Source organism: Anabaena sp. FACHB-83, from assembly GCF_014697485.1.
Classification (GTDB): domain Bacteria; phylum Cyanobacteriota; class Cyanobacteriia; order Cyanobacteriales; family Nostocaceae; genus Nostoc_B.
The window spans coordinates 39,291-65,080 of the sequence record NZ_JACJRY010000023.1 but is presented as its reverse complement, the minus strand read 5'-3'; the positions used below and the strand labels follow the sequence as shown (position 1 = coordinate 65,080).

Genomic DNA, 25,790 nt, shown 5'->3' with positions numbered 1-25,790 from the left:
TTAATTATTTTTATATTTCTTGTAGCTTGGACAAGATGTCCAAGCTAATATCGAACATCGCATTACTTATCTTGCAGGAGTTGATTAACTTGTTGTCCGCGACGACCTGTTTTAATTTCATAGCGGCGGGTTAAGTTGTCTTGGTAGTTGATATCTCTAGCCGCAGCAGCGTTAACAAAAGCATCGCAATTCTTACCTTGAACCACAGTTGCAGAACTGCTGCTATTTTCTTCGTTGCGGTTGGTGCGACTGTCACGAGATTCACTATTATTTTGACTACCTTGACTAGCACCACTACCGCTAACACCAATTCCCAAAATGCTGACACCACCGCCACCGCCATCATTATGACTGCGAGAAGAACTGGTACGAGTGCTAGTAGAGGTTGCTAAAGCAATTTTGCTGGAACTAGTGCGGGTGTTGTTACCTAAGCCAACATCACTGCACAAAGCGCGGGGGTCATTGGCGAGAGTTTTGTTGTCAACCCAAGATTGATGGTCGCCTAAGCCTTGAATTTCACTATTACCGACTGGGTTGCTGGGTGTGCTGGGTGTAGATTTATTCACATTACCAACAGCCCCAGGAATCACATCATTGGGGCGGAATATTCCAGATGGTCTGACATCAAAGGGGCCAGCAAAAGCGGGGAATGTAGTGGTCAAAAGTGCAGTAGCGGTCAATAAAGAACTGGTGATATTACGGAATTTCATGATCTAGTCTCCTAATGTTTTCTTGCTTGTTTCTGGGGTTTAACCCCTTCACTAACTCAATAGGTTGACCTAGATTTTTTTATGCAGCCTCTTGGCAGATGTGGGAAAATTTTTTTTAAACCAGTTTCTTTACAGTCCCGCCTCGGAATTCATTCCGAGTCTCATAGCGCAAGTCATCTTCAGATGACTCGACTAAAAATGTATTCCAGTCCACGCTTTGTGGACTTTGGCCATGAGTCTGGAACTTTAGTTCTAGGCGGGATGTGGTTGAACCTGAAAATTTTTGACTTGTGTGTACACAGTAGGTAAACGCCCCTGAGCGAAGAGTATCCAAACCATTTACTCCGTAAGGGGATGAAAACAGAAATGTTATATCCTCGCGCCTGGAGAATTTTTAGAAAAATATCGTCATTATTGAGCTAGTACAGGTCGGCGTAAATAAAATAGAGCATCTGGAATTGCTAAAAGGCTTGTGTTATCACTATTTTTTCTTTTTCCTTTTGACTTTTGCCTTGTTGTACTAGTAACTAATTATCATCTAACTTTTAGTCAGGTAAAGTATTTATGCTCAGGCGCTTATGCACGATCGCAATTTTCACTATCTTATTAAATAACTCTGTCACCCTGGCAGCAACGAAAGATCCTAATCAAGCAGATAAATTTCCCCCTAGTCCTTTAGAAGTTACCACACCTGATCCTTTAGTGCGGCCTTCGGCTGATAAAGAACCGTTAACGACGGAGGAACAGCAAACTTTAGCCACTGCGTTAGATGAATTAAATCAACAAGCAGCAGAAACGTTACAAGCGGGAGATAAGGTAACAGCGTTTGAAATTTGGAACCGGGAAATCCGTCTGCGACGCTATTTGGGAACAATACCGGAAATTGATGCTTTATCTAGAGTAGGTGCGATCGCTTGGAATCAAAACGACCGTCAGCAGTTATTTTATATAACTCAAAGGTTGCAAGCAATTCAAAAACAGGCTTTATCACCCAAAACCGTTGCTCAACAAGGCGTAAATTTAGAATTATTACAGGCTTTAGGTGCAGCTTATCAAAATGTGCGATCGCCCAAAAATGCTTTAGAAGTTTACAATCAAATTTTGACAGCCGTACGCCAGCAACAAGATAAAACCGCAGAGTTATCAACCCTGCAAACCATCGCTGAATTAAATCTAGCTTGGTTCGATTATCCTAAAGCCGCCGCCACATATCAAGAATTATTAAATCTAGCGACTGTTGAGGGCGATCGCACCAGTGAGGTAACATATCTCAAACAGTTAGCTTATGTTTACCAGCAAAACAAACAACCACAACAGGCTATAGATACCTTAAATAAGTTAGCGTTACTGTATACTGACCCAGAAAATATTCTCAAAATACCAGAATTAAAATTAGCGATCGCTAGTAACTACGAATCTTTAGCCAAAGAAAATCCTAGCCTAATTCAAGAAACTTTTAATAACTATCAACAAGCTTATACAACTGCTTGGGAATCACAACAATTTGTTATAGCGGCGGAAGCTTTACAAAAATTAATTGTCCTTTACCGTTCCCAAGGACAAATTGACGCAGCATTACAAACCAGTCAAATTCTCATCGAAACCCAAAGCAAAGCCTATAACTCTTACGGCTTAATGCAAGCTTACGACCAAATTGGGCAAATTTATTTACAACAAAAAGATTATCCTCAAGCACTCTCAGCCTTTCAGCAAGGCTTACAACTAGCACAGCAACTCAAACACGAAGAATCTTACTTTACCCAACAAATAGAAAAAGTCTCTAAAGAATCTGGGCAATAGTCATTTGTCATTTGTTAAATCAACAACAATTAGGTTACAAAACGTAAATCTCGAAACCTTACTAATGACTAAGAACAAAGCGCAAAGTCTGAGCGGAGGCTTCCTCCGATCAGAACTTTGTAAGAGAGGACAAATGACCACCTTAACCGTTAAACATCTTCTAATTCAAATTGAGCCACCGTTACAGCGTTAAAGGCAAAGGCCAATACCAAAGGCATAGGACATCTGAGTATAAAGGTGCTAACGACAGCTACAACTGTACCCATTACAGCCGACAATGACCAAATTCTTTCTTCAACGGTGAGTCCTTTTTCGGCTTTAATTCCTCTCAACACATGAGATGGAATTGGTTCTGGCATCACTCCACCAGGAGGAAACGCCCAATAATTGTTGCGTCGCTCTACAAATAACTCTGTCCAGCCATTTTCTTGGCACCAAGCTTCAATCCATTCCAGAGAATAATGTTTCACCATTTGTCTAATACTTACTGCTTACGAATTTTTGGGTAGTTGCTGAATATAAACTGATGAGTTTCTGACTCACAAGTGGCAATAGAAATAAACCAACCGTTAGAGAAGGTTAAAACCTATTTTGTGACCTCTTGAACTTTCTTTTCCTCCTGCCTCTTGTCGTAGCCAAGCAACTATTTATGAAACTAAAGTTAATTCTCCTCTGGTGTAGCTGGTCAAGCATCCAAGACAGATAATTAATATGCTCAAGCAACGCTGACTCACTCACCTTAATAAGAAGACTAACAGGGGAGAATTGAGGTTAACAGCAAAAGTTAATAAACTTTACTTGGAAAATAAATCATAAAGAAATGTAACTAATTAATTTATTAGCGATTAGGGAATATTCCTTGTGGATGTTTATTTATGAGATGTTCTCATGATTAACAACTTATGAATTTCTTTAATAAGAATACTTATATCGCAACTTATATCGCAAAACGCAATTTTTTAAATCAAGAATTGTAAAGTTTAACGTGAGCGTTCGCAGTAATTTATATTTAGTGATAAAAATCAGCCTTTGGTTATATATATTAACCTGATTTGATTAATGAACATATTTGCGTAGGGAGGGAACAGTAAAAAAGGGATTGATTAATATATGGAAATCCTAAATTGATTGACAAACATCCCTCTCTTTGTCTCCCTTGTCAACCTTGTCTCCCCTATCTCCCTTATCTCTTCGACTCATCCAGTCGTTTCCCAAAAATGTTTTAGCGATCGCCTAAGATTACAAAATGTTAAGCTAAGGTCATCAACTATACCTAAAAAACAAATATGTTGTGGCAGCCAGGATTAGCATTACTTTTAGGAATTTTATTATTCTGCTTGATTTACATAAAAAGCAATCATCACAGAGTCATAAATCCCATTCCGGCTTTGATATTGAGTATTCTTACTCTCTGCCTTCTGCCTGCTCCCGCCTTAGCCGTAGACTGGACTCATCCCTTGTCATTTAGTAATGCACAGTTGGCGAGAAGAGACTTTTCGGGAGAAACTTTGCAAGCGGCGGAATTTTCTAACGCGAATATGGAAATGGCGAACTTTACTGGTGCTGACTTGCGCGGAGCCGTCTTAAGTGCTTCAGTGATGACAAAAGCCAATCTTCACCAAGCCGATTTAACTAATGCGATGGTGGATCAGGTAAACTTAACAGGGGCAGATTTAAGTGATGCCATTTTTAAAGAAGCATTGTTACTTCGCGCCCTGTTTACAGATGTGAATATTCAAGGTGCAGACTTCACCGATGCAGTTTTGGATAGAGCGCAAATCAAAGAACTGTGCCGTAAAGCCAGTGGGGTAAATTCCAAAACTGGCGTAGATACCCGTGAATCTTTAGGATGTCGATGAAGCGTGTTGGTGTAATTGGTGGTGGGCAACTAGCCTGGATGATGGGGGATGCAGCGCAAAAACTAGGAGTAGAATTAATTGTACAAACTCCTAGTAAATTTGACCCGGCTGTAGCTATTGCCCAAGATACAGTGTTTGCGGCAATTGATAATGCAAAAGCCACAGAAATATTAGCCCAAAAAAGTGATGTCATCACCTTTGAAAATGAATTTGTTGACCTTGATGCTTTAGGTGTATTAGCTAATCAAGGTGTTTGCTTTCGTCCGAGGTTAGAAGCTTTATCGCCGTTATTAGATAAATATCATCAGCGTTGTTATTTGCGAGATTTAGGTTTACCTGTACCGCAATTTTTTGCTGTGGATGATGTCGAGAATTTAGCATCCAAGCTAGAAGATTTAAGTTTTCCGGTTGTCTTAAAATCCCGTCGTCACGGTTACGACGGACAAGGCACATTTATTATCCAAGATTTAGCAACTTTACAGGAAAAGTTAGCTCAAGCAGCAAATCAATCACAGTTCTTAATTGAAGAATTTGTACCATTTGAACGAGAACTAGCGGTAATTGCAGCCCGTTCGGTAAATGGTGAAGTGGTTATCTATCCAGTGGTAGAAACTCAACAAGAACAACAAGTGTGTCGGCGCGTGATAGCACCTGCGGATATTACACCTAATCAAGCCGAACAAAGTCAAGCGATCGCTCATATCTTATTAAATAGCCTCGAAGTAGTCGGTATTTTTGGCATAGAACTATTTCTCACCAAAGAAGGTAAAGTCTTAGTCAACGAAATAGCCCCCCGCACCCACAATTCAGGACATTTCTCAATAGATGCTTGCGAAACTTCCCAATTTGAACAACACCTCAGAGCCGTGTGTGGTTTACCTTTGGGCAATCCTGACTTACACTGTCAAATGGCTATCATGGTCAACTTGCTGGGATATGAAAATTCTGAGAGTGACTATCAAAGCCAGCGCCAACAATTAGCCGCCATTCCCCAAGCCAGCGTTCACTGGTATGGCAAAACTACATCTCGTCCTGGGCGGAAATTGGGGCATGTTACAGTTTTGCTGAATGAATATAATCCAGAAACTGCAAATCATCTAGCCCACACCCTAGAATCTATTTGGTATCCCGTAAGAATTACACAGTGATTCCTTCTTGGGTTTGTTCAATGATTAAGCCTAGTACAACAAGACAAAAGTAAAAAGCGCAAAGTAGGCGGTGTCGGTTTCCGTCCCGCCTAACTTTGTAAGGGATTTCCAACAAATAAATTATCCAATCTTGTGGGGTGGGCTTCTAGCCCGCCCTTGGCTAGGGGCGGACAAGATGTCCACCCCACAAGAAAAAAGTCCCTAAGAAGGCAAAAGGAAAAAGAAATAATAACGATACCACAAGCCTTTTAGCAATTTCTTATGGTCACTGAGTTTCGGCTTCGCGGTAATCGAGCGAAGCGATGCACTGAGCTTGTCGTTCGCGTAGCGTCTCCGGTAGGAGAAGTGTCGAGATTCAACTACTGCGTGGTCGAAGTGTGGTCTGTTTATTTAAGCCGACCTGTACTATAGGACTCATATTTTAGGACTTACGCATTGACAGACAAACCAAAATAACAGGTAGGGTTTTTAAGGTTTATAGCTAGATTTTTCAATGATATTTTAGCGATCGCACCTAATCTAGAGTGATTGATCAAAGGCTGAAACAACGTATTTCCGTTGATACACAAGATAGTTATTTTGTACAGTGCGTAAGTCATAATATTTGATTTATGAAAAAAATCAGTACACCTAGATCAGCCGTCTTTCCTACTCCCTACTCCCCATTCCCTACTCCCTACCTACATAACTAGATTCAGAAATCAAATCGGATTCCTATAGTAAACGCTATGATACCAAATCGCTCTGAAAGAGCTTTCAGCAAAAGCTTTAACTCTATTCAGGAAAAACTCATTTTTCTGGCAGAAACATCGATTAAATTTGAACTGTGGAAAGTGCAAGGTATGAATCTACCTTGTCTGCCTAGTCTACCTTGTCTCTTTGGTTCATATATCAAGATATGACAATAAATTTTGCGGAAAGTTTTAAACGAAAATTAGTTGAATTTTTGGTCGCCAGAATTGACCCAGATTCACTACATTTCCGGCTGACTGTTGGCATTATCTTAATTGTGACCCTGGGACTAAGTAGCTTTACACTCTGGGCTGGTTGGGAAATCAAAGAATGTTTGATGATTGCTGATAAAAATTATGGAATAGCTGACAATTATCAATTATTAACTGTGATTCAAAGTTTGGGAATGATGAGTATTTTTTCCCTGACTATCACCACAGTTTTGACTACTTTATTTATTAAGCGATCGCTCTTACCATTACAACAGATCAATCAATGGGCAGAAACCTGCACAACTGAACTCACTCCCCAGCAGTTAGGTTTAAATCAAACACCAACCGAAATTCAAGAATTAGCCCAGACATGGATAGAATTTTTAACCAAACTTTCTGACTCCAAAGAACAGCAACGCCAGTTATTCAGTGATTTAGCCCACGAGTTACGCACACCCTTGAGTATGGTTTATGGATATCTGCAAAGAAGTCTCCAACGTAGCCATAATTTAGCCGCTTCCCAAAAAGAAACTCTCGAAATGGCTGTTTCTGATGCCGAAAGAATGAATCATATCCTCCAAGACTTACTAGACTTAGCACGGGCGGATAACAGCGCCATTCCCTGTCCCGGCGAAACTGAAACAATTTTACTTAATGATGTAGTTGTAGCCGTAGCCGAGATGACCGAAAAATTTCATCATCGGGAAATTCAGTTAAATATCACTTCCTTTCCTGTTCAAGTCAAAGCCGAACGCCAACAGCTAATGCAGATATTAAACCATCTGATTACCAATGCCGTGAAATATTCCGCTACTGGTGAGCCAATTATTTTACAACTCACCCAAACGGAAGATTTGGCAATGATTCAAGTCAGCGACAAAGGATGTGGTATTCCCTTATTAGAACAGTCCCGCATTTTTGAACCATTTTATCGCCTAGATTCTTCTCGCACTCGTGCTACAGGCGGTACTGGTATGGGTTTATGTATCGTCAAACGCCTTGTAGAGTGTATTGGCGGTACAATTGAACTCCGCTCGGAACTTGGGTATGGTAGTAGTTTTATCTTGAAATTACCTGCATTAGAAGTAAAAGGAAAAAAACCAGAAAATCTTATTCCCTACCTTCAAGAGTAAGTTCAAGAGTTAAATTTGATTGCTATATAGGACTCATATTTGATTTATGAAAAAAATCAGTACACTCAGATCAGCAGTCTTTCCTACCCCCTACTCCCCATTCCCTACTCCCTGCTTACACAACTAGATTCAGGAATCAAACCGTATTCCTATATGAACATTAACTTTAAACCAGGAGATAATAATGATGTTGAAACACTTTTAGTTTTAATCCAAGAATTTTATCAACTAGATGGCTATCTCTCATTTAATGCAGTTGTTGTGCGTCATGCGTTGATGCAACTACTGAATGAAAAATCAATAGGTCAGGTTTGGTTAATTCAAGACCAAAGTCAAGCAATTGGTTATGTTATTCTCTCATTTGGCTATAGTTTAGAATACGGAGGACGAGATGCTTTTATTGATGAAATATATATTAATTCAGCTTATCAAGGTCAAGGCATTGGCAAACAAGCAATTAAGTTTTTAGAAGAGGTCTGCATTTCTCTGAATATTCAAGCATTACATTTAGAAGTTGAAAGAGAAAATATATCTGCCCAAAATTTTTATCACCGAGTGGGATTTAAAGATAGCGATCGCTATCTTATGACTAAAAAACTAAATTAATCATCAAAGGAATTTATATAAATATGTCAAATAGTAACTTGACACTTTCTCGCAACTTAGTACGCAACTTGTCCATCATATCTTTGAGTTTCATACTCTTGTATGGTGCAGCGCGTGTACTATTTCCCACTCCCGCCAGTGATATTTCCACCACTACACCCCAAACAAAGCAAATAGCCGTTTTTGGTGGTGGCTGCTTTTGGGGAATGGAAGCAGTGTTTGAGCATCTCAATGGTGTTTCTGATGTTGTTTCTGGCTTTTCTGGCGGCGATGCAATGACAGCAGACTACTCACTTGTGAGTTCTGGCTTTACCAATCATGCGGAATCAGTAAAAATCACTTATGACCCCTCCAAAATTTCCTACGAACAACTATTAAAAATTTACTTTTTAGTAGCCCATGACCCAACACAGTTAAATCGCCAAGGGCCAGATTCTGGTAGACAATATCGTTCAGTAATATTTTTTGCAAACGACCAACAAAAGCAAGAAACACAAAAATATATTAATCAACTTAATCAACAGAAAATATTTGATCAAAAAATTGTTACCGAAATCAGTCCATTAAAAGGTTTTTACAAAGCAGAAGAATACCATCAAAATTATATAGCTCGTAATCCTGATAGTCGCTATGTCGTAGCCCATGACCTACCAAAATTAGCTAAACTTCAAGCTACATTTCCTGAAATTTATAAAAAATAAGGAGACACTAAAAACCACCACCTATAAAGATGGTGGAACTCAGCACTTTGCTTGAAGAATAATTCAGAATTCAGGAGTCAGAATCAATTAGTAGCGGTCTTCAACCCGCTTATTCATCCGGCGGCGATGCACTGAGCTTGACGAAATATCGTACTTCCTTCTGACTCCTGAATTCTATGTAGATAAAATGGTACTAACTTCTTTCAAATAAACTCTGGTAAATGGTTCATCTTCGCCCAAGGTGTAGTCTTCAATTAATCCTTTGCGTTTAATGGAAATATCATTACCTTTTTTAATGACCACTGTTGAACCATCCACTAAATCACGCACTAACATCATTTCCGTTTCAGTGGGGTTATCTAAGATTACAATATTACTGCCTTGATAAAACATCCCTTCTGTATTTAAAGTTTCTGAGTCATATTCTGCAATTAACAAATCAAGTTTGGGATTCCGCAGTAAACTTTGAATATTACTGTTGTAATCTGGACGCAAAACTTTTTGGGAGCGATTGATCAAAACAGCTTCCCGACATACAGCACCTATTGTCCATTCTGGATGCTGCAATAAAATATGGTCAATTGTGGTTTGTAGTTCTTGAACTGAGATTTTGTTAAAGGTAATAGTAGGAATCCTCGCATCAATTCCCGATGTAAAAAAAGTTTCGAGGATGCGGGATGGGACATCAATACTTTCACCTACGGCGGGGTTGAGGTGCATTAAAATACCGGGTGCAGCATTAATTTCTAAGATGGCAAAGTTACCTTGTTTCCAAGATTCCGCTAAGTCTTCGGTAATCACATCAATACCCAGACAAGTTAAACGAAAATGTTGGGCAATGTCTTGCGCCAAGATAATATTATCGTCATGAATTGTGTGGGTAGCATTGATACTCATACCACCAGCAGAAAGATTAGCAACTTTCCTTAAAAAGACACTTCTACCTTTTTCGAGGACACTTTTTAAAGACAAACGCTGTTCCTCTAAATACAGTTCCATCGCCTCATCAATTTGAATTTTGCTCATTGCTGAGGTGGGTGAGTCTAAACGTTCTGGTTTGCGATTTTCTTGGCGAATTAATTCGTGAATGCTGGAGTAACCATCACCTGTGACGGATGCGGGACGGCGTTCTGTGGCTGCAACAAATTTACCGTTGACACACAGCAAGCGAAAATCTTTACCAGTAATGCTTTTTTCGACAATTATCCGTGTAGGTTGATTTTCTGGAATGGCGGTTAAGGCGCGATCGTAAGCTGATTCTAACTCGTAGGAGTCTTGTACGGCGGCGGTGACACCGATTCCTTTATGACCAACTACAGGTTTAACGGCGACGGGGTAGCCAATTTCTCTAGCTACTATCAAGGCTTCTTTTTCAGTAGTGACGATTTCACCTTGGGGAACTGGAAAACCTAAGTTACCCAAAAAGTCTTTACAGTCGTCTTTGCGGGTGGTGAAGTCGGAATCTATATGGCTATCACAGTCAAAAGTTGTGGCGACACCCCGGACTTGTTTTTTCCCCCAGCCGTATTGCATTAATCCTTCATCCCAAAGATAAAAGGTGGGGATACCTTTTTCATCGGCGGTGCGTAACAAGGCGTAAACGGTGGGGCCACCATAGACAGATTCGCGGAATCTGGTTTGTAAGCTGACTAGTTGGTCATCCAACAGAAAATCTTCGTCTTGCCCGATCGCTTCAAACCAATCCCAAATACAATAAATTACGGCTCTGGTTGTGCGGGGATGCAGTGATTGAATACTAATGCGGGTAAATTTGTCCTCTGGTTTCACATAGAAGTGAGTGAGGTGCAAATCCATGTCTAACTTTCCCACTTCTGAGGCGGTGCGTGCAAACAAATGAGCATAAGATTCATAAGTTTGATTACCTAACAGGGGATAGCGATCGCTAATTTTTTTAACATAGTCTTCAATGGGCAAAGGTTCTCTATACCCAGTCAGCACAAAATCAAATACTAGTGCGCCTCTATCTAAATAGGGGTTCGGCCCGGCATAATGCTGGAAGTTGAAAACATCAAACACATCTGTTCTTCTGGCATTCACACGGACTACATTGGTACTTTTTTCTTGAATCATTGATTCTCAACCTTTGCTAAACACCCTGAAATTTCAACTGTAATTTGTGGTTGCTTAGACTCAATCAATTATTGTAAATTGATTCACATTAGCTTAGGCAATCTGTAACTTTCTTCTTATACTTTGTTAATTTCACCCTAAATCGATTTATTAAGTATTTTCAACTATCTCAGGGCATAAATAAATTTCTGTGGGTTTGACTCAAATCAATAGGATTCTACACGCAATTGGTCAAGATAAAAATATAACCTTTGAAGGGTGCTTTTTGATTCAGAAAAATATATAAGTAGAAAAATAGGGTTAGAGGAGACAGCCAAACATGAATAGCACAAAAGCTGCTCTCAGAGATGAAGTGAGACAACTCGCCGAGGAAGCTTTTCACTGTAAACTGATTTCTGGCTATGGTGATGGCCCAGATATCAACGAATTTCAAATTGTTTATCAAGGTAAACCACGACATTTACCTCTGGAACAAGCGCGTCTATTTTTAGTTAACTTACTTTACAAAATTCGCCCGCAGTAGCAATTTCCCTGAATAAATGTGGAGATTATTATCCACATTTATAGCGTTTTGTGGTTGAGTGCAGTACAAGTTGATAGGGGATAGAGGCTAGATTGATTTACTTCATTGGAATGAAAAACGCTATATAATTTCAGGGCAGTAAAAAAGCCCGTTCGAGAAGAGGGATAAATACATTCTTAATACATTAGTGATTGGTAATTCTGCTAAATAAATTACCAATTACTGCTATGCTTTTCTATCTCTTTGGGTCTTATTGTTGTAGCAATTGTTATGACGAGCATTGAGCGACGTGCCTTGAGCGTAGTCGAAAGGCGTATTCTAAATAATTATGTCCACCTACTTATTCATGAGATTTAAGTATACATAGAATTATACAAATTTTAGCTTCTCCTATTAAAAATTAATCTACCAAAGGGCTGATTGGATTGTCGTAATTGTCATGTTTTATTGAAATTAATTAAATTAAATTCTTAATCCGGTTATCCGGGAGGCATTATGACAGAGGCTACACATAAACGCCAGTTGGTAATTATTGGCGGTGCAGAAGATAAAGAAGGCGATTGCGTGATTCTGCGAGAATTTGTCCGTCGGGCTGGAGGTACAAAAGCCAATATTGTAATTATGACAGCCGCAACCGAATTACCTAGAGAGGTGGGCGAAAATTACATTCGAGTTTTTGAACGCTTAGGTGCAGAAAAGGTGCGGATTGTTGATACTGAAACTCGTGAAGATGCGTCTTCTTCGACTGCTTTAGAAGCAATTAGTAAAGCAACCGGGATATTTTTTACTGGTGGAGACCAAGCCAGAATTACTAGCATCCTCAAAGATACCGAAATTGATGCGGCGATTCACAAACGTTACGCGGAAGGCGCAGTAATCGCCGGGACGAGTGCGGGTGCGGCGGTAATGCCCGATAAAATGATTGTTGAGGGTGATTCTCAAAGTACACCCAGGATGGAAATTGTGGAAATGGGGCCAGGCCTTGGTTTTCTTCCAGGGGTGGTGATTGACCAACATTTCTTGCAACGGGGACGCTTAGGACGTTTGATTACAGCCTTAGTCCGTGAACCTGCGGTGTTAGGATTTGGGATTGATGAGAATACTGCGATCGCAATCACTGATGACCAAATCGAAATTATTGGTGAAGGTTCAGTCACAATCGTGGATGAATCTGAATCTACATATAACAACGCAGATACAATTCTCCGCGATGAACCTTTAGCAATTTGCGGTGCGAAGTTACACATTTTGCCACATGGTTATAAATTTAACTTAAAAACGCGGCAGGCAATTCTGACTAATGGTGTTGTTGCTAGTGAAGCTGTGAATGAGTCTGTAGCAGTATAGAGATACGGGTGTAGGGGTTTTGAACACCTACACCCCTACACCCTTAATTTTGCATTTTCTTGCGTAAATTCTGATAACTCTAGTCACTGAGTAAATACTATGAGCAAAATGATAGTTAGTTTGAGCGATCGCTAACTTTACAAGTGCTGCACTATGCAACAAAATAAAATCAAAAAAGCAGTGAAACAATGATTAATTTGAGAAATATTTGAATAAGAATTCAGAAGTCAGATATAATATCCCTAAAAAAATTACAAATAAATCTACTCCCTACTCCCCACCTCAATAGGTAAATGCACCTTATTGACTACATATTTATGAATTTGAGGATGGTCTTTCTCTTTCTTTTTCTTTTTCTTTTTCTTTTTCTGTTTTGGATTTTTTGGCTATTTCCATATAGATATTCACTTCACTAACTTCCACATCATGTTCAATTCTCGTTACTTTCCAATTCTCCCTATTTATGTAAATTTCTTCTCCGATTCGGGGAATAAATTGTAAATCATACAACTTTTTGAGATACTCTTTTTGCTTTTCTTCCCATAAGATGACTTTGACTACATCTCTACTCATAGCTAGGCTGTCCTATTTTGTAACATCACGAAAGTCAGCATTTAATGACATTCACCTTGAAAAGTTTATCTGATCTAACCCATCTCAGAGCGTAGTTAAAACCACATTATTTATAATTTTGATATATAAATAAAAGAGACAAGGAGACAAGGTAGACACGGGAGACAAGGTAGAGATATGTTAATAATTTTTTTAGAATTACTATAGAAAACAAAAAGCGATCAACTTTAGCAGTAAGTAAAGAAGGGAAACCCCAACGTATCAACGGCTAGATGCTTCTTAATTCTATTCGTCGATTTGTAGAAACAATATCCTTTCGACTCAACACTAGCATTACAAGTGTTTTTCACCCCTTGCGAGCCAATTATTGTCCAATTCGAGGGTCTGGTCTGCTTCTTAGGCGGCAATTATAGTCGGCAGTAGGAGTTCAAGGATTTCCCACTCTTCGTCTGTTAGGCTGCTAGAGTACGGCATGACTGCTGGATACTGCTTTTGCGGTAACTGTACTTCAAGACAGTAAAAGATGTCATATCATGTCCGGTTAATCAGTTATGATTCTAGAAATCTGTGCAGAAAGACAAAACTCTTTCTCCCCCTGCCCCCTGCGGGTTTTATGATAAGTCTAATAATCTTTCCCGTGAAGCTAGATATCCGAAATATTGGTGACAGGACTTATACCAGTTTGAATTGAGCGGATAGATGCACTCAACCCTGATTTGTGTGTACACCGTAGACGAGGGAAGGGGAGTACTGAATTCTTAAAATTTATCTCTATATTGGCTAAGAATATCCACCTACGTAATAAATTACAAAAATATTTATATGTAAAAGCACCATGTCTTATCGCGCTATTGGCTTAACGGCACTTACTACACTGGTATTAGCTGTTGGATTGATCCCGGCAAATTCGTTCATCTGGCCATCAACGCAGGTATTGGCACAAGCTCAAAACAGTCAAGAAGTAGAAGCAGACAAATTTTTCAAACAAGGTGTGGAATATTTAAACAATCAAAAAGTACCTGAAGCTAGACAGTCTTTTGAAAAAGCTTTGGCACTGTATCAAGCAGCAAAAAAGCCACAAAGTGAATCAGCAATGCTGTTATTGTTGGGGATTACTTACAACAAAGAAACTAACTATGATGCTGCGATTAATTACTATCAACGCGCTTTAAAAATTGTCCAGCAATTACCAAAACGAGAAAATGAATATGCCATTGTTCGTTTATTAGGTGATACCTATCAACAATCTAAAAACTATCCCCAAGCTATTGCATATTATCAGCAAGCCTTGGTGTTAGCCAGAAAAAATAAAGATACTAAAAATGAAAAAGAATTACTAGGTAATTTAGGAATTGGTCATATTTTAGTCAAAAACTATGCCGCAGCTATTGAAGTATCTCAGCAAGGTTTAGCACTAGTCAAAAATTTACAAGATAAACCAGGGGCAATGTTTTTTCTAGAAAAATTAGGTGAGGCTCACTATCACTTAAAACAATATGATAAATCTTTAGAGTATGTCCAGCAGAGTTTAAATATTGCCCGCGAGATAAATGATAAAGAAACCGAGTCGAGATTAACTAATATTCTTGGTATTCTTAGTTATGAAAGAAATCAAAACCAAAAACGTTAATTGATCAGCTACTGCACATTTAACTTGCATAATATGGGCAATATACCCACCTTAACTTAAATTCGGATATGCAACCTAAACTTTCTTAGCTGATTACAATAGCAATCCTAAATAAAACACACTCTACCTTGTCCTCCTTGTCCCCCTCTCTACCTATCTTGTTCATATATCAAATGCTAGATAAAAATATGAGCAATTCCCACAATGGGCTACGCTTAAGCAGAATAAATTTAACCGCGTTTATCACCGCCATTTTGACTATTGGGTTTACCCCGTCAAACTTGAATTTAATATTTTTTAATTCACCAGTATTGGCACAAACATCTAATAACAAATCACAACAAGCCAATACATTAATTAGGCAAGCGGCTGCACTTTTAGGTAACAAACAAATCACTTCAGCCAGACAAGCTTTACAACAGGCTTTAAGTATTTATCAACAAGTTAATGACCGCCAAGGTGAGTCTGTTGCTTTGGTATTTTTAGGAATTAGTTATGAACAGGAAAATAACTACAAAACAGCAATTGATTATTATGAAAAATCTTGGCAGATAGTCCAGAAATTACCCAAGCGCCCCAATGCAGGCGAAATTGTAGTTAAGTTAGCCAATGCTCACCGCCTGCAAAAAAACTACAATCAGGCGATACAATATTATCAACAATATTTAGCCCTAGACCAGCAAAATCAAGATAGTCAAAATCGCATAGCCGCCCTTGGAAATTTAGGGAGAACCTACGCAGCCCTGAATAATTTACCACAAGCTCTTGATTATTACCAACAAGCTTTAGCACTTGCGAGAGCTATTAATGACCGTCAAAGTGAGTTAGTCGCACTGTTAAATTTAGGTGAGACTTATCTTAATTTAGAAAACTATGCTGCTGCTATTGAAGTTTCTCAAAAAGGGTTAGTTATTGCTAAAGAATTAACTAATAGTACAGCAGTTATAGATTTTCTGCGATATATTAGCAGTGCCTACTATTTTATTGCTGATTATAATCAAGCAATTCAATACAATCAGCAGAGTTTAGAAATTGCTCGGATAATTCAAGATAAAGATAGTGAACGTCAATCCCTCAACTCTCTTGGTAATATTTACTATTATCTGAGAGATTATGATAAAGCGATTAATTACTATGAGCAAGTTTTGTCTATTGCCCGTTCCCAATCTAACCGCAGAGCCGAGGGATTAGCATTAGGAAATATCGGACTAGCGTATATTAATAAAGGTGAAGCAGCTAAGGCAATAGATTATCTAGAAAAAGATTTGGCAGTATCCAGAATAGTAGGCGATCGCCTCAACGAAAGTCAAACTTTAGGCTACTTGGGCAGTGCTTACCTGCAAGTGAAGAATTATAATAAATCGGTAGAATATTATCAGCAAGCTTTAGTTGCTACCAGAGAGGCGAAATATACCAGGGGCGAAGGCATCACACTCTATAATTTAAGTATTCCTTTGATGGAGTTGGGCAAACTCCCAGAAGCAGAAAAAGCTTTATACTCTTCCATTGAAATTTGGGAATCACTGCGCGAAAGATTAGGAGAAAATGATAGTTATAAAATATCATTTTTTGAGCAGCCAATTCAAGCTTATCAATTATTACAAAAAGTTTTAATTGCCCAAAATAAAACGAATGAAGCTCTAGAAGTTTCAGAACGAGGTAGAGCCAGAGCGTTTATAGATTTATTATCTTCCCGCCAGTCAAGGCCTAGCACTCGCGGTAATACTACACCACAATTACCAACAATCGCAAAACCAACATTATCCCTTCTCAAACAAATCGCAAAGCAGCAAAATGCTACCTTAGTTCAATATTCAATTGATTCTAAAACAACTTCTCGCTTAGGAGCATCAGCAACTCTTGAGCAGGCGCTATATATTTGGGTAGTCAAACCTACAGGTGAAATTACCTTCCGCATAACTGACCTCAGACCCTTACAAGAAAAAGATAAAACCTCTCTTGCAGAATTAGTGACTGTGAGTCGTCAATCAATTGGTGTCAGAGGGCGCGGGGGAATTCAAGTTACTGCTAACTCAAATCCAACCAAAGCCAAAAACTCTTTTAGACAGTTACATGACTTATTAATTAAACCTATTGCCGACCTTTTACCCAACAAAGAAAACGAAAAGGTGGTATTTATTCCTCAAGAGTCTTTGTTTTTAGTTCCCTTTCCAGCACTGCAAGATGAACAAGGCAAATACTTAATTGAAAAACATACAATTCTTACCGCACCATCAATTCAAGTCTTAGACTTAACTCGTAAACAAAAGTTAGCACATCAAAATTCGCGCCAGGGAGAAGTTTTAATCGTGGGTAATCCCACAATGCCAAAAGTAGCTTTAGAACCTGGCAAACCATTGGCACAATTACCAGCTTTACCAGGTGCAGAAAAAGAAGCAAAAGAAATTGCACCGTTATTCAAAACGAAAGCAATTACTGGTAGCCAAGCAACAAAAGCTGCCATTTTACAGCAAATCTCAAAAGCGCGAATTGTGCATTTAGCCACTCATGGTTTATTAGATGATAACCAAGGGTTAGGAAGCGCCATAGCATTAGCACCATCCGGTAAAGATAACGGTTTATTGACAGCAGAAGAAATCCTCAATTTAAAATTAAATGCAGACTTAGTGGTTTTAAGTGCTTGCGACACCGGACGCGGTAGAGTAACGGGTGATGGTGTTATTGGTTTATCTCGTTCTTTAATTAGTGCTGGTGTCCCTAGCGTCATCGTTTCTTTATGGGCAGTTGATGATAACTCGACATCGTTTTTAATGACCGAATTTTATAAAAATCTCCAAAACAAACAAGATAAAGCCACCGCATTACGCCAAGCTATGTTAACAACAATGAAACAAGATAAATATCAAAATCCCTTACATTGGGCTGCTTTTAGTTTAATTGGTGAAGCTGAGTAGATTTTGAAAATTTAAGCCTTTTGTGGGTTATATGTAGCAATCCTAAATGAGTCGTGAAAAACATAGATATGGAAACGAACCGCCAAGAACGCCAAGGACGCAAAGATAAGAAAGAAGAAAAAGATATGGAAATTTTACAAATTATTTAGGACTGCTATATAGGGAAATAATTAACCGCAGATAAACGCGGATGGACGCAGATAAATTTATATAGGACTCATATTTGATTTATGAAAAAAATCAGTACACCCAGGTCAAGCTTCTTTCCTACTCCCTACTCCCCATTCCCTACTCCCTGCCTATCGCGCTTGCGCTGCGCTTCTCTGCGAGACGCTTTGCGAACGCGCACCACACAACTAGATTCAGAAATCAAATCGGATTCCTATAGTTCAGTAAATGAGGAACGCTATCAAATTATCTGGAACATTTTGCATAATCTCACACAAGCTAGAAATACAATTTTTTAAAACAGTTTTAACCTAGATATTTATTACATCTTATGTCTAATATCAAACGCCGTCATTTTCTGCAATTTTCTGCTTCTACCCTTGCTGCATTGGGTTTAAGCCAATGGGATATTATGCAGCAGGGTAATTATCTGGGTAAAGTCTTGGCACAAAATACAGGGCGTAAACTAGCTTTATTAGTGGGAATTAATGAGTATTCTGAAGATGATGGTTTGTCGCCCCTTTTTGGTTGTGTTACTGATGTCAGGCTACAGCAGGAATTATTAATTCATCGTTTTGGTTTTAAACCCCAAGATATTCTCACCTTGACTGACAAACAAGCTACTCGTCAAGGCATCCTGACGGCGTTTGAAGAACATTTAATTAAACAAGCCAAGCCCAGTGATGTAGTATTATTTCACTTTTCTGGACATGGTACACGAGTCAAAGATCCAGATGGTGATGCGCCAGATGGACTGAATAGTACATTTATTCCGATAGATGGCAAATTACCACCTAACGGACGCGGTTCGGTAAATCACATTATGGGACACACATTGTTTTTGTTGATGTCTGCATTAAAAACCGAGAATGTGACTGTTGTGTTAGATAGTTGTCATTCTGGTGGTGGTAAACGGGGAAATTTGCGCGTTCGTTCGGTGAATGGTGGTACATCACTACAACCCAGTCCCGAAGAGTTGGAATATCAACGCCAATGGCTGAAGCGGCTGGGACTTTCACAGCAAGAATTTATCCAGAAACGTAGACAAGCTGTGGCGAAGGGAGTTGTGATTGCTAGTGCGAGAAGTGATCAATTTGCGGCGGATGCACCGTTTGAGGGCTTTCATGCTGGGGCGTTTACTTATTTGTTGACACAGTATCTTTGGCAACAAGCTGGTAATGAATCTGTAAATAGTGCGATCGCAAATATTGGACGCAGTACTAAAATATTAGCGAGGGAAAATGGTAATCTCCAAGACCCAGAGTTTGAATTAAATCTTAGCTGCAACAAAAACAACCCACCGATTTATTTTATTCCGATTCAAGCTGTGCCGGCTGAAGCTGTTGTGACTCAAGTCAAGGGTAATCAAGTTCAATTGTGGTTGGGTGGTATAGATCCACAAAGCTTAGAAGCCTTCACAGATAATCCCTTATTTTCAGTTGTCAATCCTCAAGGTGATGAAGTTGGCTTAATCAAATTAGAATCTCGTCAAGGATTAATTGGTAAAGGTACATTAGTTAATATAGGTACACGCTCAACTTTAAAATTACAGCCAGGAAATTTATTACAAGAACGGATTCGCAGTATTCCCAACAATCCTACTTTAAAAATAGGCATTGATGAATCTCTCAATAATAACAATGCCCAGCAAGCCATAAAAGCTCTCAAATCCCTGAAACGTGTTGAACCGCAACTTTTAGGAAAACAATCAGTACAGTATATTCTAGGGCAGATGACTCAGCCTAAATATCAGGAATTACAGAAAAAAGGCATTTCTCAGTTGCCAGAAGTTGGTAGTTTTGGGTTATTTCTCCCTAGCCAAGATGAAATTATTCCTAAGTCTTTTGGTCAAGCTGGTGAATCTGTTACTGAAGCTGTAAAACGTTTACAGCCGAAGTTCAAATCTTTACTAGCTGCTAGAGTAGTTAAGCAAATTTTGGGTAACATTAATTCATCCCGCATCAATGTTGCTGTTTCGATGAATGTAGCAGATAGTAATGAATTACTAGCAGAATCTTTCCCAGTTCGTGGATCTATCTCGAAACAACCAAAACCTGCTATTAAATTGTCTAATTCCGGCTTGACTCAACTTGCCGTCGGCACCAAAATTGCTTTTAAAATTCAAAACAATGAAAATCAACCAATTTATGTCAGCATTTTAGTAATTGATGCGGAAGGAGAAATGACGGTTATATTCCCTAATAATTGGTCTGCCACACAAAATGCGGCTTTAGTAGAAGCACAAAAAACAAAACTCATCCCCCAAACAGATGATGAGTTTATCTTAGCTGTTGATAGACCTTTAGGAATTTCAGAAGCGTTAATTATTGCTAGTACAACACCCCTAAGAACTTCACTTTTAGCCTTGCAAAAAATTGCTAGTTTAAGAAATGTCGCTAATCGTAGTACTCCTATTGCTGTAACCGATGAAATTTTAGATGTAACCAACAATATATTAGATGATTTAGATGCAGGTACTCGTGGCGGGATTTCTGCACAGCAAATACAATTACCGTCGGGAGTGCGTGGTATTGATAGTAAAAAATTAGCCGCAATGGCTATCTCGTTTGAGGTTGTTGATTCTGAAAATAGCTAATAAGCTGTTCTACATTTAATTTGATGGGAATTCAACAAGTCTGTTTTGACCTCTCCCCTAACCCATTTCCGCATCGGAGAGGGGAAAAATATTGTATGTTTTTAATGAAAAATATACAACCTAGATACGCCAAACAAACTATTCAGATTCACCAATTAAGGTAAATGCAGCCCAATTTTTGGGGAGAGGATATTTCTGCATTGTTGTCAGCATAGCTTTACGTAAAGCAGTCGCTTTATCTTGTTTTTGTTGGATATTTTTATAGAATTCGGTCATTAGAAACGATGTGGAGTTATCATCAACTGCCCATAAAGAAACGATGACACTGGGGACACCAGCACTAATTAAAGAACGAGATAAACCAATTACACCATCACCAGTTACTCTCCCACGTCCGGTATCACAAGCACTTAAAACAACCAAGTTTGCATTTAACTTTAGATTCAAGATTTCTTCGGCCGTAAGCAACCCGTTATCCTTATCGGAAGGTGCAAGAGCAATGGCTCCACCAAAGCCTTTGGCTAACGCACTTCCCAATCCCCGGTTATCATCAAGTAAACCGTGAGTAGCAAAGTGAATAATTCTCGCTTGTGCAATTTTCTGTAAAATAGCTGTTTTGCTGGCTTGCTTACCTGTCAGTGCTTGAGTTTTGAGGATTGCAGCAACATTTTTAGCTTCCTGTTCTGCACCGGGTAAATTATTTAATTGTTCGGGGGGTTTTCCTGGTTCCAACTCTACTTTCGGCATCGTCGGATTACCCACTACTAAAATTTCCTCTTTACTCAATTCCTGACTTGCCAACTTTTGTTTGCGGGTTAAATCTAAAACCTGAATTGATGGTGCAGTTAGAATTGTGTGTTTTTCAATTAAGTATTTGCCTTGTTCATCTTGTAGTGCAGGAAAGGAGACAAGGAATAGAGAACCTTGAGGAATGAAGATAACTTTTTCGCTTTCTTTTGTGGGTAGAAATTCGGCGATGGGTTTGATTAGTAGTTCATGTAGTCTTCGGAATCTTTGTTTTGTTTTCAAAGTATCAGAATTTTGACTGATAATAATACCACGCCCTCTCACACCAATAGATTGACGACTCATAGTAACTAATTCAGAAAGAGTTGTATTGTCTTTCTGCCACAGAGGCTTGAGGTCAACTTTTTGGAAAGTACCTTTACCTGTGGGTTTGATTACCCAAATATAGAGTTCTGATTCTTTAGTTTGTTGTTTACCCTGAATCTTAAACTCATCATAAATAATTGAATATTCAACAAGTGTTGCGTTTTGTTGTTGAGCAACTTCTTGGAGGTTGGGTAATTGAGTTCCTAAATCTTGGGTAAGACTATCATTAATTTTAGTAGATAAACGTGTATTAAGTAAATCAACAAATGCTCTTGCACGCCCTTTTTCAGCAGTTTCTAGGGCAGAATCATAATTTTGCTGCTCAATGAAAACTTGTTGTAATATTTGATAGGCATCAGCTTGTGTTTCAAAAACAGATATTTTATTGATATCTGTTAAATTCCGCCTGACATCTTCCCATGTATCAATTGCATAATATAGTGCTTTGACCGCTTCATCAAGCTTACCAGATTTACGATAAGCATCCCCCAACTTAGTTAAAATTTCACCTCTCTCTTGATAACCATTCTGCTCGGTCTGAAATCTTTGTAGAAAAATTGCTGAACTTTTCTCTAAATAATCAATTGCTTTTGAATAATTAGTCTCTTGAAGATGAATATTTCCTATATTACCTAAAGCAGTTGCTTCCATATAAGAGTTTTGAGTGTCTCTTGCTATTTTTAAGGATTGCTGATATTTCTCAAGAGCTTTAGCATAATCACCTGCTAAAAAATAAGCCTTACCTAAATTACTCAATAACCATAACTCTCGATTAGTCAAATTATCTAATATAAAAAGTTCTGTATTATCATCTTTAATTTCTTTGTTAAATACTAGGCTTTGATTCAAAAAGCCAATAGCTTTCTTTGATTCACCTAGTTTGATATAAACTAATCCTAAAAATCCCAAACTCCAACTTTCGTTGTAACGGTCTTTAGCTTTTCTAGCAATAGCTAAACTCTTTTGAAAATAGTCAATAGCACTAGGAAAATTACCTAAGTCAATATAGGACATACCTAAATATCTGAGAGTCTTACTTTCTCCGTAGGAGTCTTTAATTTTTCTATATAGATGTAGAGATTGTTGCCAACTTTCTAATGTTGTTTCAAAATCTAAATTTTGATAGGAATTCAATCCTTCTCCAGTTAGTCGTTCAGCTTCAGCTTTAAGAAAAGCAGTAGTCTTGGTTAATGCTTGTGATGTTCTTAATGGTGGGAGTAAATTAGCTGGTAAAGGTGTGGGAAGTTTTTTAATTAAATCTATATATTCTTGTTTGTATTTAATTGCCGTTTTATAATCACCTAAAGTTAAATAAGATTTATACAAATTCATCAAGGCAGATACTTGGCTTTGATAATCATTTATTTCTTTGGCGATCGCTAGGGATTGTTCATAAGATTCAATCGCTTTTCTATCAAAAATGATTGCATGTTTCCAAGTCAAATAAGTATAATAAAAATAAAATTCCCCCAAATTTTCTAAATTCCATAATTCACCTTGACGATATTTAATTTCTTTCGCTATATCTAAACTTCTTGTATAGTATTCAAGGGCTTTTTGATAGTTTCCAAATAAATAATAAGAATGAATAAATCCTAAATAACCTAAAGCCAAACTTTCACCTTGACGGTCTTTAATTTCTTGGGCAATAAGTAAAGATTTTTGAAGAGATTCAATAGCTTTGTTGTAATTATATAAATAGCTGTAAGCAATTCCTATATTTCCTAAAATTCTCCCTTCGCTTTGACGGTCTTTATTTTTTCGATACAGAGACAATGCTTGTTCCCAAGATTGTAATGCTGCTGAAAATTGAATGTTATCAAACTGTTCAATACCTTTGAGCCACAGTTTATCTGCTTCAGCTTGATGATTTGTAGATGTTTGCGCTAAAACCTGTTGTGTAAAGAAAAATTTGTAGGAATTATTTCCAAATGTCAGTGCAATTGTTACGAGAAAAGTATTGAAAGCGATTGAAATAATTTTGCGTAGGCGTAGCTCGTTATGTCCATCGCTCATAATTCTTACCCTCATGTCAAACTATAACAAGCCAATTAAAGTAAAAGCTGCCCAATCTCTGGGGTTTGGGTATTTTTTCTTAGTTTCTAGCATCGCATAACGTAAGGCTGCTGCTTTATCTGGTTTTTCATGGAGTTTTTGATAAAATTTTGTCATTAAATATGCGGTTGATTGATCTGATATATCCCATAAAGAAGCAATCACGCTGGAAACTCCTGCCGATAAGAAAGAACGTGATAAGCCAATTACGCCGTCATTTGTGATTATTCCGATGGCTGTATCGTTGGCACTTAAGACAACTAAATCTGCTGTTAATTTTAATTTTTGAATTTCTGCGGGTGTGAGTAAGCCATCATCTTGAGTGGAGGGTGTGAAAGCTAAACCTTGCTGATTTTTGAGAGATGCTTGTGTTGCTAAATGAATAATTTTTGCTTGCGAAATTCGCTGTATAACTGCGGTTTCGGTTGCTGCATTACCTATGAGTGGTTGGGTGTTAAATAATTGTGCGATCGCTTTTGCTTCTTGTTCTGCACCGATTAGCTGAAGCGGTTCTCCTCGATCAGATTGTATTTTAGGATTACCCACTACTAAAATATCTTGTCCGATATTTTGATATTGTTTTTTTCGCTGATAAAGTAAATCTAAGGCTTGAATGGAAGGTGCAGTGGCAATTGTATATCGCTCAATTAAATATTTACCTTTGGCATTTTGTAAGGCAGCAAAAGGTACAAGAAATAGTTCGCCTTGGGGAATGAAAATAATATTTGTGTTTGGTTGTTGAGGTAATAAATTTTCAATAGGTTTAATTAATAATTCATGCAATTTTTGGAAGTTATCTTTAAGTTGATTACGTTTGAGATAATTATAATTACCTGTCACCCCAAGAGACAAACGACTTTGAGCAATTAACTCAGACAGAGATGTGTTTTGTTTTTGCCACAATGCTTTAATATCAATCTGACGAAAGGTTATATCTCCTGTAGGTTTAATGACCCAAATATAGAGTTCTGATTCTCTCGTTTGTTTTTTGCCTGCAATCGTAAATTCATTATTAATAATTGAATATTGTATAAGGGTGGCATTTTGTTGTTTAGCAACTTGCCTAATCTGTTCTGTAGCAGAATTAACTGCTAATGTAAACATGCGATCGCCTAATATATTTCCTGGCAATTGCTCTGAAGCTAAAACCTGGTTGTGAGCAAAAATATTGATGGCGATCGCCATCATCATTAGGCAAACTGATGTATTTGTAAAAATTGATGGTGTAAAGTTAATCGACATTTTATCTTTCAAGTAAAAATAATGAGATATTAAATTGTTTTTTATATAAATAGGTAAGAGTAGATGAGTTTATATGCAGTCGCTTATAGAATTGGAATAAAGGCATAAAATCTATAACTCTGTAGAGACATTACATATAACGTCTCTACATTATTCTAAGAATATGCTGCTGTAAGTTTTTAATAGATTTAAATTAACTGTTTGGCTACTCTATCAAGATTTTTGCGAATTTCTAAAGTTGCAACACCAGTAATTGCGCCTTCATCCTCAGCCAAATATTGGGCGGCAAATTTTTTGACTGCGGCTACAGTTCTTGGCCCATAAAAGGGATGATCTTTAGGTAAGTCGGCTTTGACTACTACATTCAATTCATATTGCAAAATTCTGATCACTTCTTCCGCTTTCGCCATTGTTTTTGGCCCGACTATACCATCTACCAACAGTTCATAGTCTGCCTGAAAATTTTTGATGGCTTGTACAGTTTTAATGGTTGTGAGTGGCGAATTATCTTTACTAACTGGAAACCCCTGCCCCAAAGCAGCAAAATCTTGAGCTAGATATCCTAATCCAAATAAAATAGAACGGAATTGAGCATTGTTGTAGGTAATCATATTTACTAAAGCTCCATATCTCCAG

General features: G+C 38.1%; 18 protein-coding genes. 11 read left to right on the top strand and 7 right to left on the bottom strand.

The window, feature by feature from the left end:
- Positions 1-62: 62 nt before the first annotated feature.
- Positions 63-710: a hypothetical protein gene (locus H6G79_RS23560; protein WP_190592312.1), complete on the bottom strand. Its 648-nt coding sequence runs from the start codon at positions 708-710 to the stop codon at positions 63-65.
- A gap of 564 nt (positions 711-1,274) precedes the next feature.
- On the opposite strand from H6G79_RS23560, the gene H6G79_RS23555 reads away from it, so the two are divergent.
- Entirely contained in the window at positions 1,275-2,510 is a 1,236-nt protein-coding gene (locus H6G79_RS23555) for a lipopolysaccharide assembly protein LapB (protein ID WP_190592311.1), read from the top strand.
- Positions 2,511-2,659: 149 nt separating this feature from the next.
- On the opposite strand, the gene H6G79_RS23550 is transcribed toward H6G79_RS23555, so the two are convergent.
- Positions 2,660-2,983, bottom strand: coding sequence for a hypothetical protein (locus H6G79_RS23550; protein ID WP_190592310.1), 324 nt, complete (start codon positions 2,981-2,983; stop codon positions 2,660-2,662).
- An 813-nt stretch (positions 2,984-3,796) separates the two neighbouring features.
- On the opposite strand from H6G79_RS23550, the gene H6G79_RS23545 reads away from it, so the two are divergent.
- The 5 genes from H6G79_RS23545 (at position 3,797) to msrA (ending at position 8,901) form a co-directional block, all read left to right on the top strand.
- A complete protein-coding gene (locus tag H6G79_RS23545) occupies positions 3,797-4,369 on the top strand; it encodes a pentapeptide repeat-containing protein (protein ID WP_190592309.1) in 573 nt (190 codons plus the stop codon).
- Entirely contained in the window at positions 4,366-5,517 is a 1,152-nt protein-coding gene (locus H6G79_RS23540) for a 5-(carboxyamino)imidazole ribonucleotide synthase (RefSeq protein WP_190592308.1), read from the top strand. Before H6G79_RS23545 ends, H6G79_RS23540 begins: the two co-directional genes overlap by 4 nt.
- 898 nt (positions 5,518-6,415) lie before the next feature.
- Positions 6,416-7,594, top strand: coding sequence for a cell wall metabolism sensor histidine kinase WalK (locus H6G79_RS23535; protein WP_199334031.1), 1,179 nt, complete (start codon positions 6,416-6,418; stop codon positions 7,592-7,594).
- A 153-nt stretch (positions 7,595-7,747) separates the two neighbouring features.
- Positions 7,748-8,200: an N-acetyltransferase gene (locus H6G79_RS23530; RefSeq protein WP_190592307.1), complete on the top strand. Its 453-nt coding sequence runs from the start codon at positions 7,748-7,750 to the stop codon at positions 8,198-8,200.
- A 23-nt stretch (positions 8,201-8,223) separates the two neighbouring features.
- Positions 8,224-8,901: a peptide-methionine (S)-S-oxide reductase MsrA gene (gene msrA / locus H6G79_RS23525; protein ID WP_190592306.1), complete on the top strand. Its 678-nt coding sequence runs from the start codon at positions 8,224-8,226 to the stop codon at positions 8,899-8,901.
- Between the two features lie 174 nt (positions 8,902-9,075).
- On the opposite strand, the gene H6G79_RS23520 is transcribed toward msrA, so the two are convergent.
- Complete coding sequence (locus H6G79_RS23520) at positions 9,076-10,992, bottom strand: acetate--CoA ligase family protein (protein ID WP_190592305.1); 1,917 nt, start codon at positions 10,990-10,992, stop codon at positions 9,076-9,078.
- A gap of 319 nt (positions 10,993-11,311) precedes the next feature.
- On the opposite strand from H6G79_RS23520, the gene H6G79_RS23515 reads away from it, so the two are divergent.
- Entirely contained in the window at positions 11,312-11,515 is a 204-nt protein-coding gene (locus tag H6G79_RS23515; RefSeq protein ID WP_190592304.1) for a hypothetical protein, read from the top strand.
- A gap of 495 nt (positions 11,516-12,010) precedes the next feature.
- Positions 12,011-12,862: a cyanophycinase gene (locus H6G79_RS23510; RefSeq protein ID WP_190592303.1), complete on the top strand. Its 852-nt coding sequence runs from the start codon at positions 12,011-12,013 to the stop codon at positions 12,860-12,862.
- A 315-nt stretch (positions 12,863-13,177) separates the two neighbouring features.
- Here H6G79_RS23510 and H6G79_RS23505 read toward each other — a convergent pair whose 3' ends face one another.
- Positions 13,178-13,435, bottom strand: a complete 258-nt coding sequence (locus H6G79_RS23505; RefSeq protein WP_190592302.1) for a hypothetical protein — start codon at positions 13,433-13,435, stop codon at positions 13,178-13,180.
- A gap of 835 nt (positions 13,436-14,270) precedes the next feature.
- Here H6G79_RS23505 and H6G79_RS23500 point away from each other — a divergent pair.
- From H6G79_RS23500 to H6G79_RS23490, 3 genes are all read left to right on the top strand, one after another.
- The gene (locus H6G79_RS23500; RefSeq protein WP_190592301.1) at positions 14,271-15,065 is read left to right on the top strand and encodes a tetratricopeptide repeat protein; all 795 of its coding nucleotides are present in this window, start codon (positions 14,271-14,273) and stop codon (positions 15,063-15,065) included.
- A 188-nt stretch (positions 15,066-15,253) separates the two neighbouring features.
- Positions 15,254-17,980 carry a CHAT domain-containing protein gene (locus H6G79_RS23495; protein ID WP_199334030.1) on the top strand — a complete coding sequence of 909 codons (2,727 nt, stop codon included), beginning with the start codon at positions 15,254-15,256 and terminating at the stop codon, positions 17,978-17,980.
- A 499-nt stretch (positions 17,981-18,479) separates the two neighbouring features.
- Entirely contained in the window at positions 18,480-20,744 is a 2,265-nt protein-coding gene (locus tag H6G79_RS23490; RefSeq protein WP_190592299.1) for a caspase family protein, read from the top strand.
- Positions 20,745-20,882: 138 nt separating this feature from the next.
- Here the strand turns inward: H6G79_RS23490 and H6G79_RS23485 are convergent, their stop codons facing one another.
- The 3 genes from H6G79_RS23485 to H6G79_RS23475 all read right to left on the bottom strand — a co-directional run bounded on the left by H6G79_RS23485 (position 20,883) and on the right by H6G79_RS23475 (position 25,765).
- Positions 20,883-23,873: a CHAT domain-containing protein gene (locus H6G79_RS23485; protein WP_190592298.1), complete on the bottom strand. Its 2,991-nt coding sequence runs from the start codon at positions 23,871-23,873 to the stop codon at positions 20,883-20,885.
- Positions 23,874-23,894: 21 nt separating this feature from the next.
- Positions 23,895-25,154 (bottom strand): CHAT domain-containing protein, encoded by a 1,260-nt coding sequence (locus H6G79_RS23480; RefSeq protein ID WP_190592297.1) that lies wholly within the window; start codon positions 25,152-25,154, stop codon positions 23,895-23,897.
- Positions 25,155-25,342: 188 nt separating this feature from the next.
- Positions 25,343-25,765 (bottom strand): peptidoglycan-binding protein, encoded by a 423-nt coding sequence (locus H6G79_RS23475; RefSeq protein ID WP_190592296.1) that lies wholly within the window; start codon positions 25,763-25,765, stop codon positions 25,343-25,345.
- Positions 25,766-25,790 lie beyond the last annotated feature (25 nt).

Bases quoted from the DNA above. Each gene is read 5' to 3' on its own strand.
- H6G79_RS23560 (WP_190592312.1), bottom strand. From the start codon at position 710: ATGAAATTCCGTAATATCACCAGTTCTTTATTGACCGCTACTGCACTT.
- H6G79_RS23555 (WP_190592311.1), top strand. From the start codon at position 1,275: ATGCTCAGGCGCTTATGCACGATCGCAATTTTCACTATCTTATTAAAT.
- H6G79_RS23550 (WP_190592310.1), bottom strand. From the start codon at position 2,983: ATGGTGAAACATTATTCTCTGGAATGGATTGAAGCTTGGTGCCAAGAA.
- H6G79_RS23545 (WP_190592309.1), top strand. From the start codon at position 3,797: ATGTTGTGGCAGCCAGGATTAGCATTACTTTTAGGAATTTTATTATTC.
- H6G79_RS23540 (WP_190592308.1), top strand. From the start codon at position 4,366: ATGAAGCGTGTTGGTGTAATTGGTGGTGGGCAACTAGCCTGGATGATG.
- H6G79_RS23535 (WP_199334031.1), top strand. From the start codon at position 6,416: ATGACAATAAATTTTGCGGAAAGTTTTAAACGAAAATTAGTTGAATTT.
- H6G79_RS23530 (WP_190592307.1), top strand. From the start codon at position 7,748: ATGAACATTAACTTTAAACCAGGAGATAATAATGATGTTGAAACACTT.
- msrA (WP_190592306.1), top strand. From the start codon at position 8,224: ATGTCAAATAGTAACTTGACACTTTCTCGCAACTTAGTACGCAACTTG.
- H6G79_RS23520 (WP_190592305.1), bottom strand. From the start codon at position 10,992: ATGATTCAAGAAAAAAGTACCAATGTAGTCCGTGTGAATGCCAGAAGA.
- H6G79_RS23515 (WP_190592304.1), top strand. From the start codon at position 11,312: ATGAATAGCACAAAAGCTGCTCTCAGAGATGAAGTGAGACAACTCGCC.
- H6G79_RS23510 (WP_190592303.1), top strand. From the start codon at position 12,011: ATGACAGAGGCTACACATAAACGCCAGTTGGTAATTATTGGCGGTGCA.
- H6G79_RS23505 (WP_190592302.1), bottom strand. From the start codon at position 13,435: ATGAGTAGAGATGTAGTCAAAGTCATCTTATGGGAAGAAAAGCAAAAA.
- H6G79_RS23500 (WP_190592301.1), top strand. From the start codon at position 14,271: ATGTCTTATCGCGCTATTGGCTTAACGGCACTTACTACACTGGTATTA.
- H6G79_RS23495 (WP_199334030.1), top strand. From the start codon at position 15,254: ATGAGCAATTCCCACAATGGGCTACGCTTAAGCAGAATAAATTTAACC.
- H6G79_RS23490 (WP_190592299.1), top strand. From the start codon at position 18,480: ATGTCTAATATCAAACGCCGTCATTTTCTGCAATTTTCTGCTTCTACC.
- H6G79_RS23485 (WP_190592298.1), bottom strand. From the start codon at position 23,873: ATGAGCGATGGACATAACGAGCTACGCCTACGCAAAATTATTTCAATC.
- H6G79_RS23480 (WP_190592297.1), bottom strand. From the start codon at position 25,154: ATGTCGATTAACTTTACACCATCAATTTTTACAAATACATCAGTTTGC.
- H6G79_RS23475 (WP_190592296.1), bottom strand. From the start codon at position 25,765: ATGATTACCTACAACAATGCTCAATTCCGTTCTATTTTATTTGGATTA.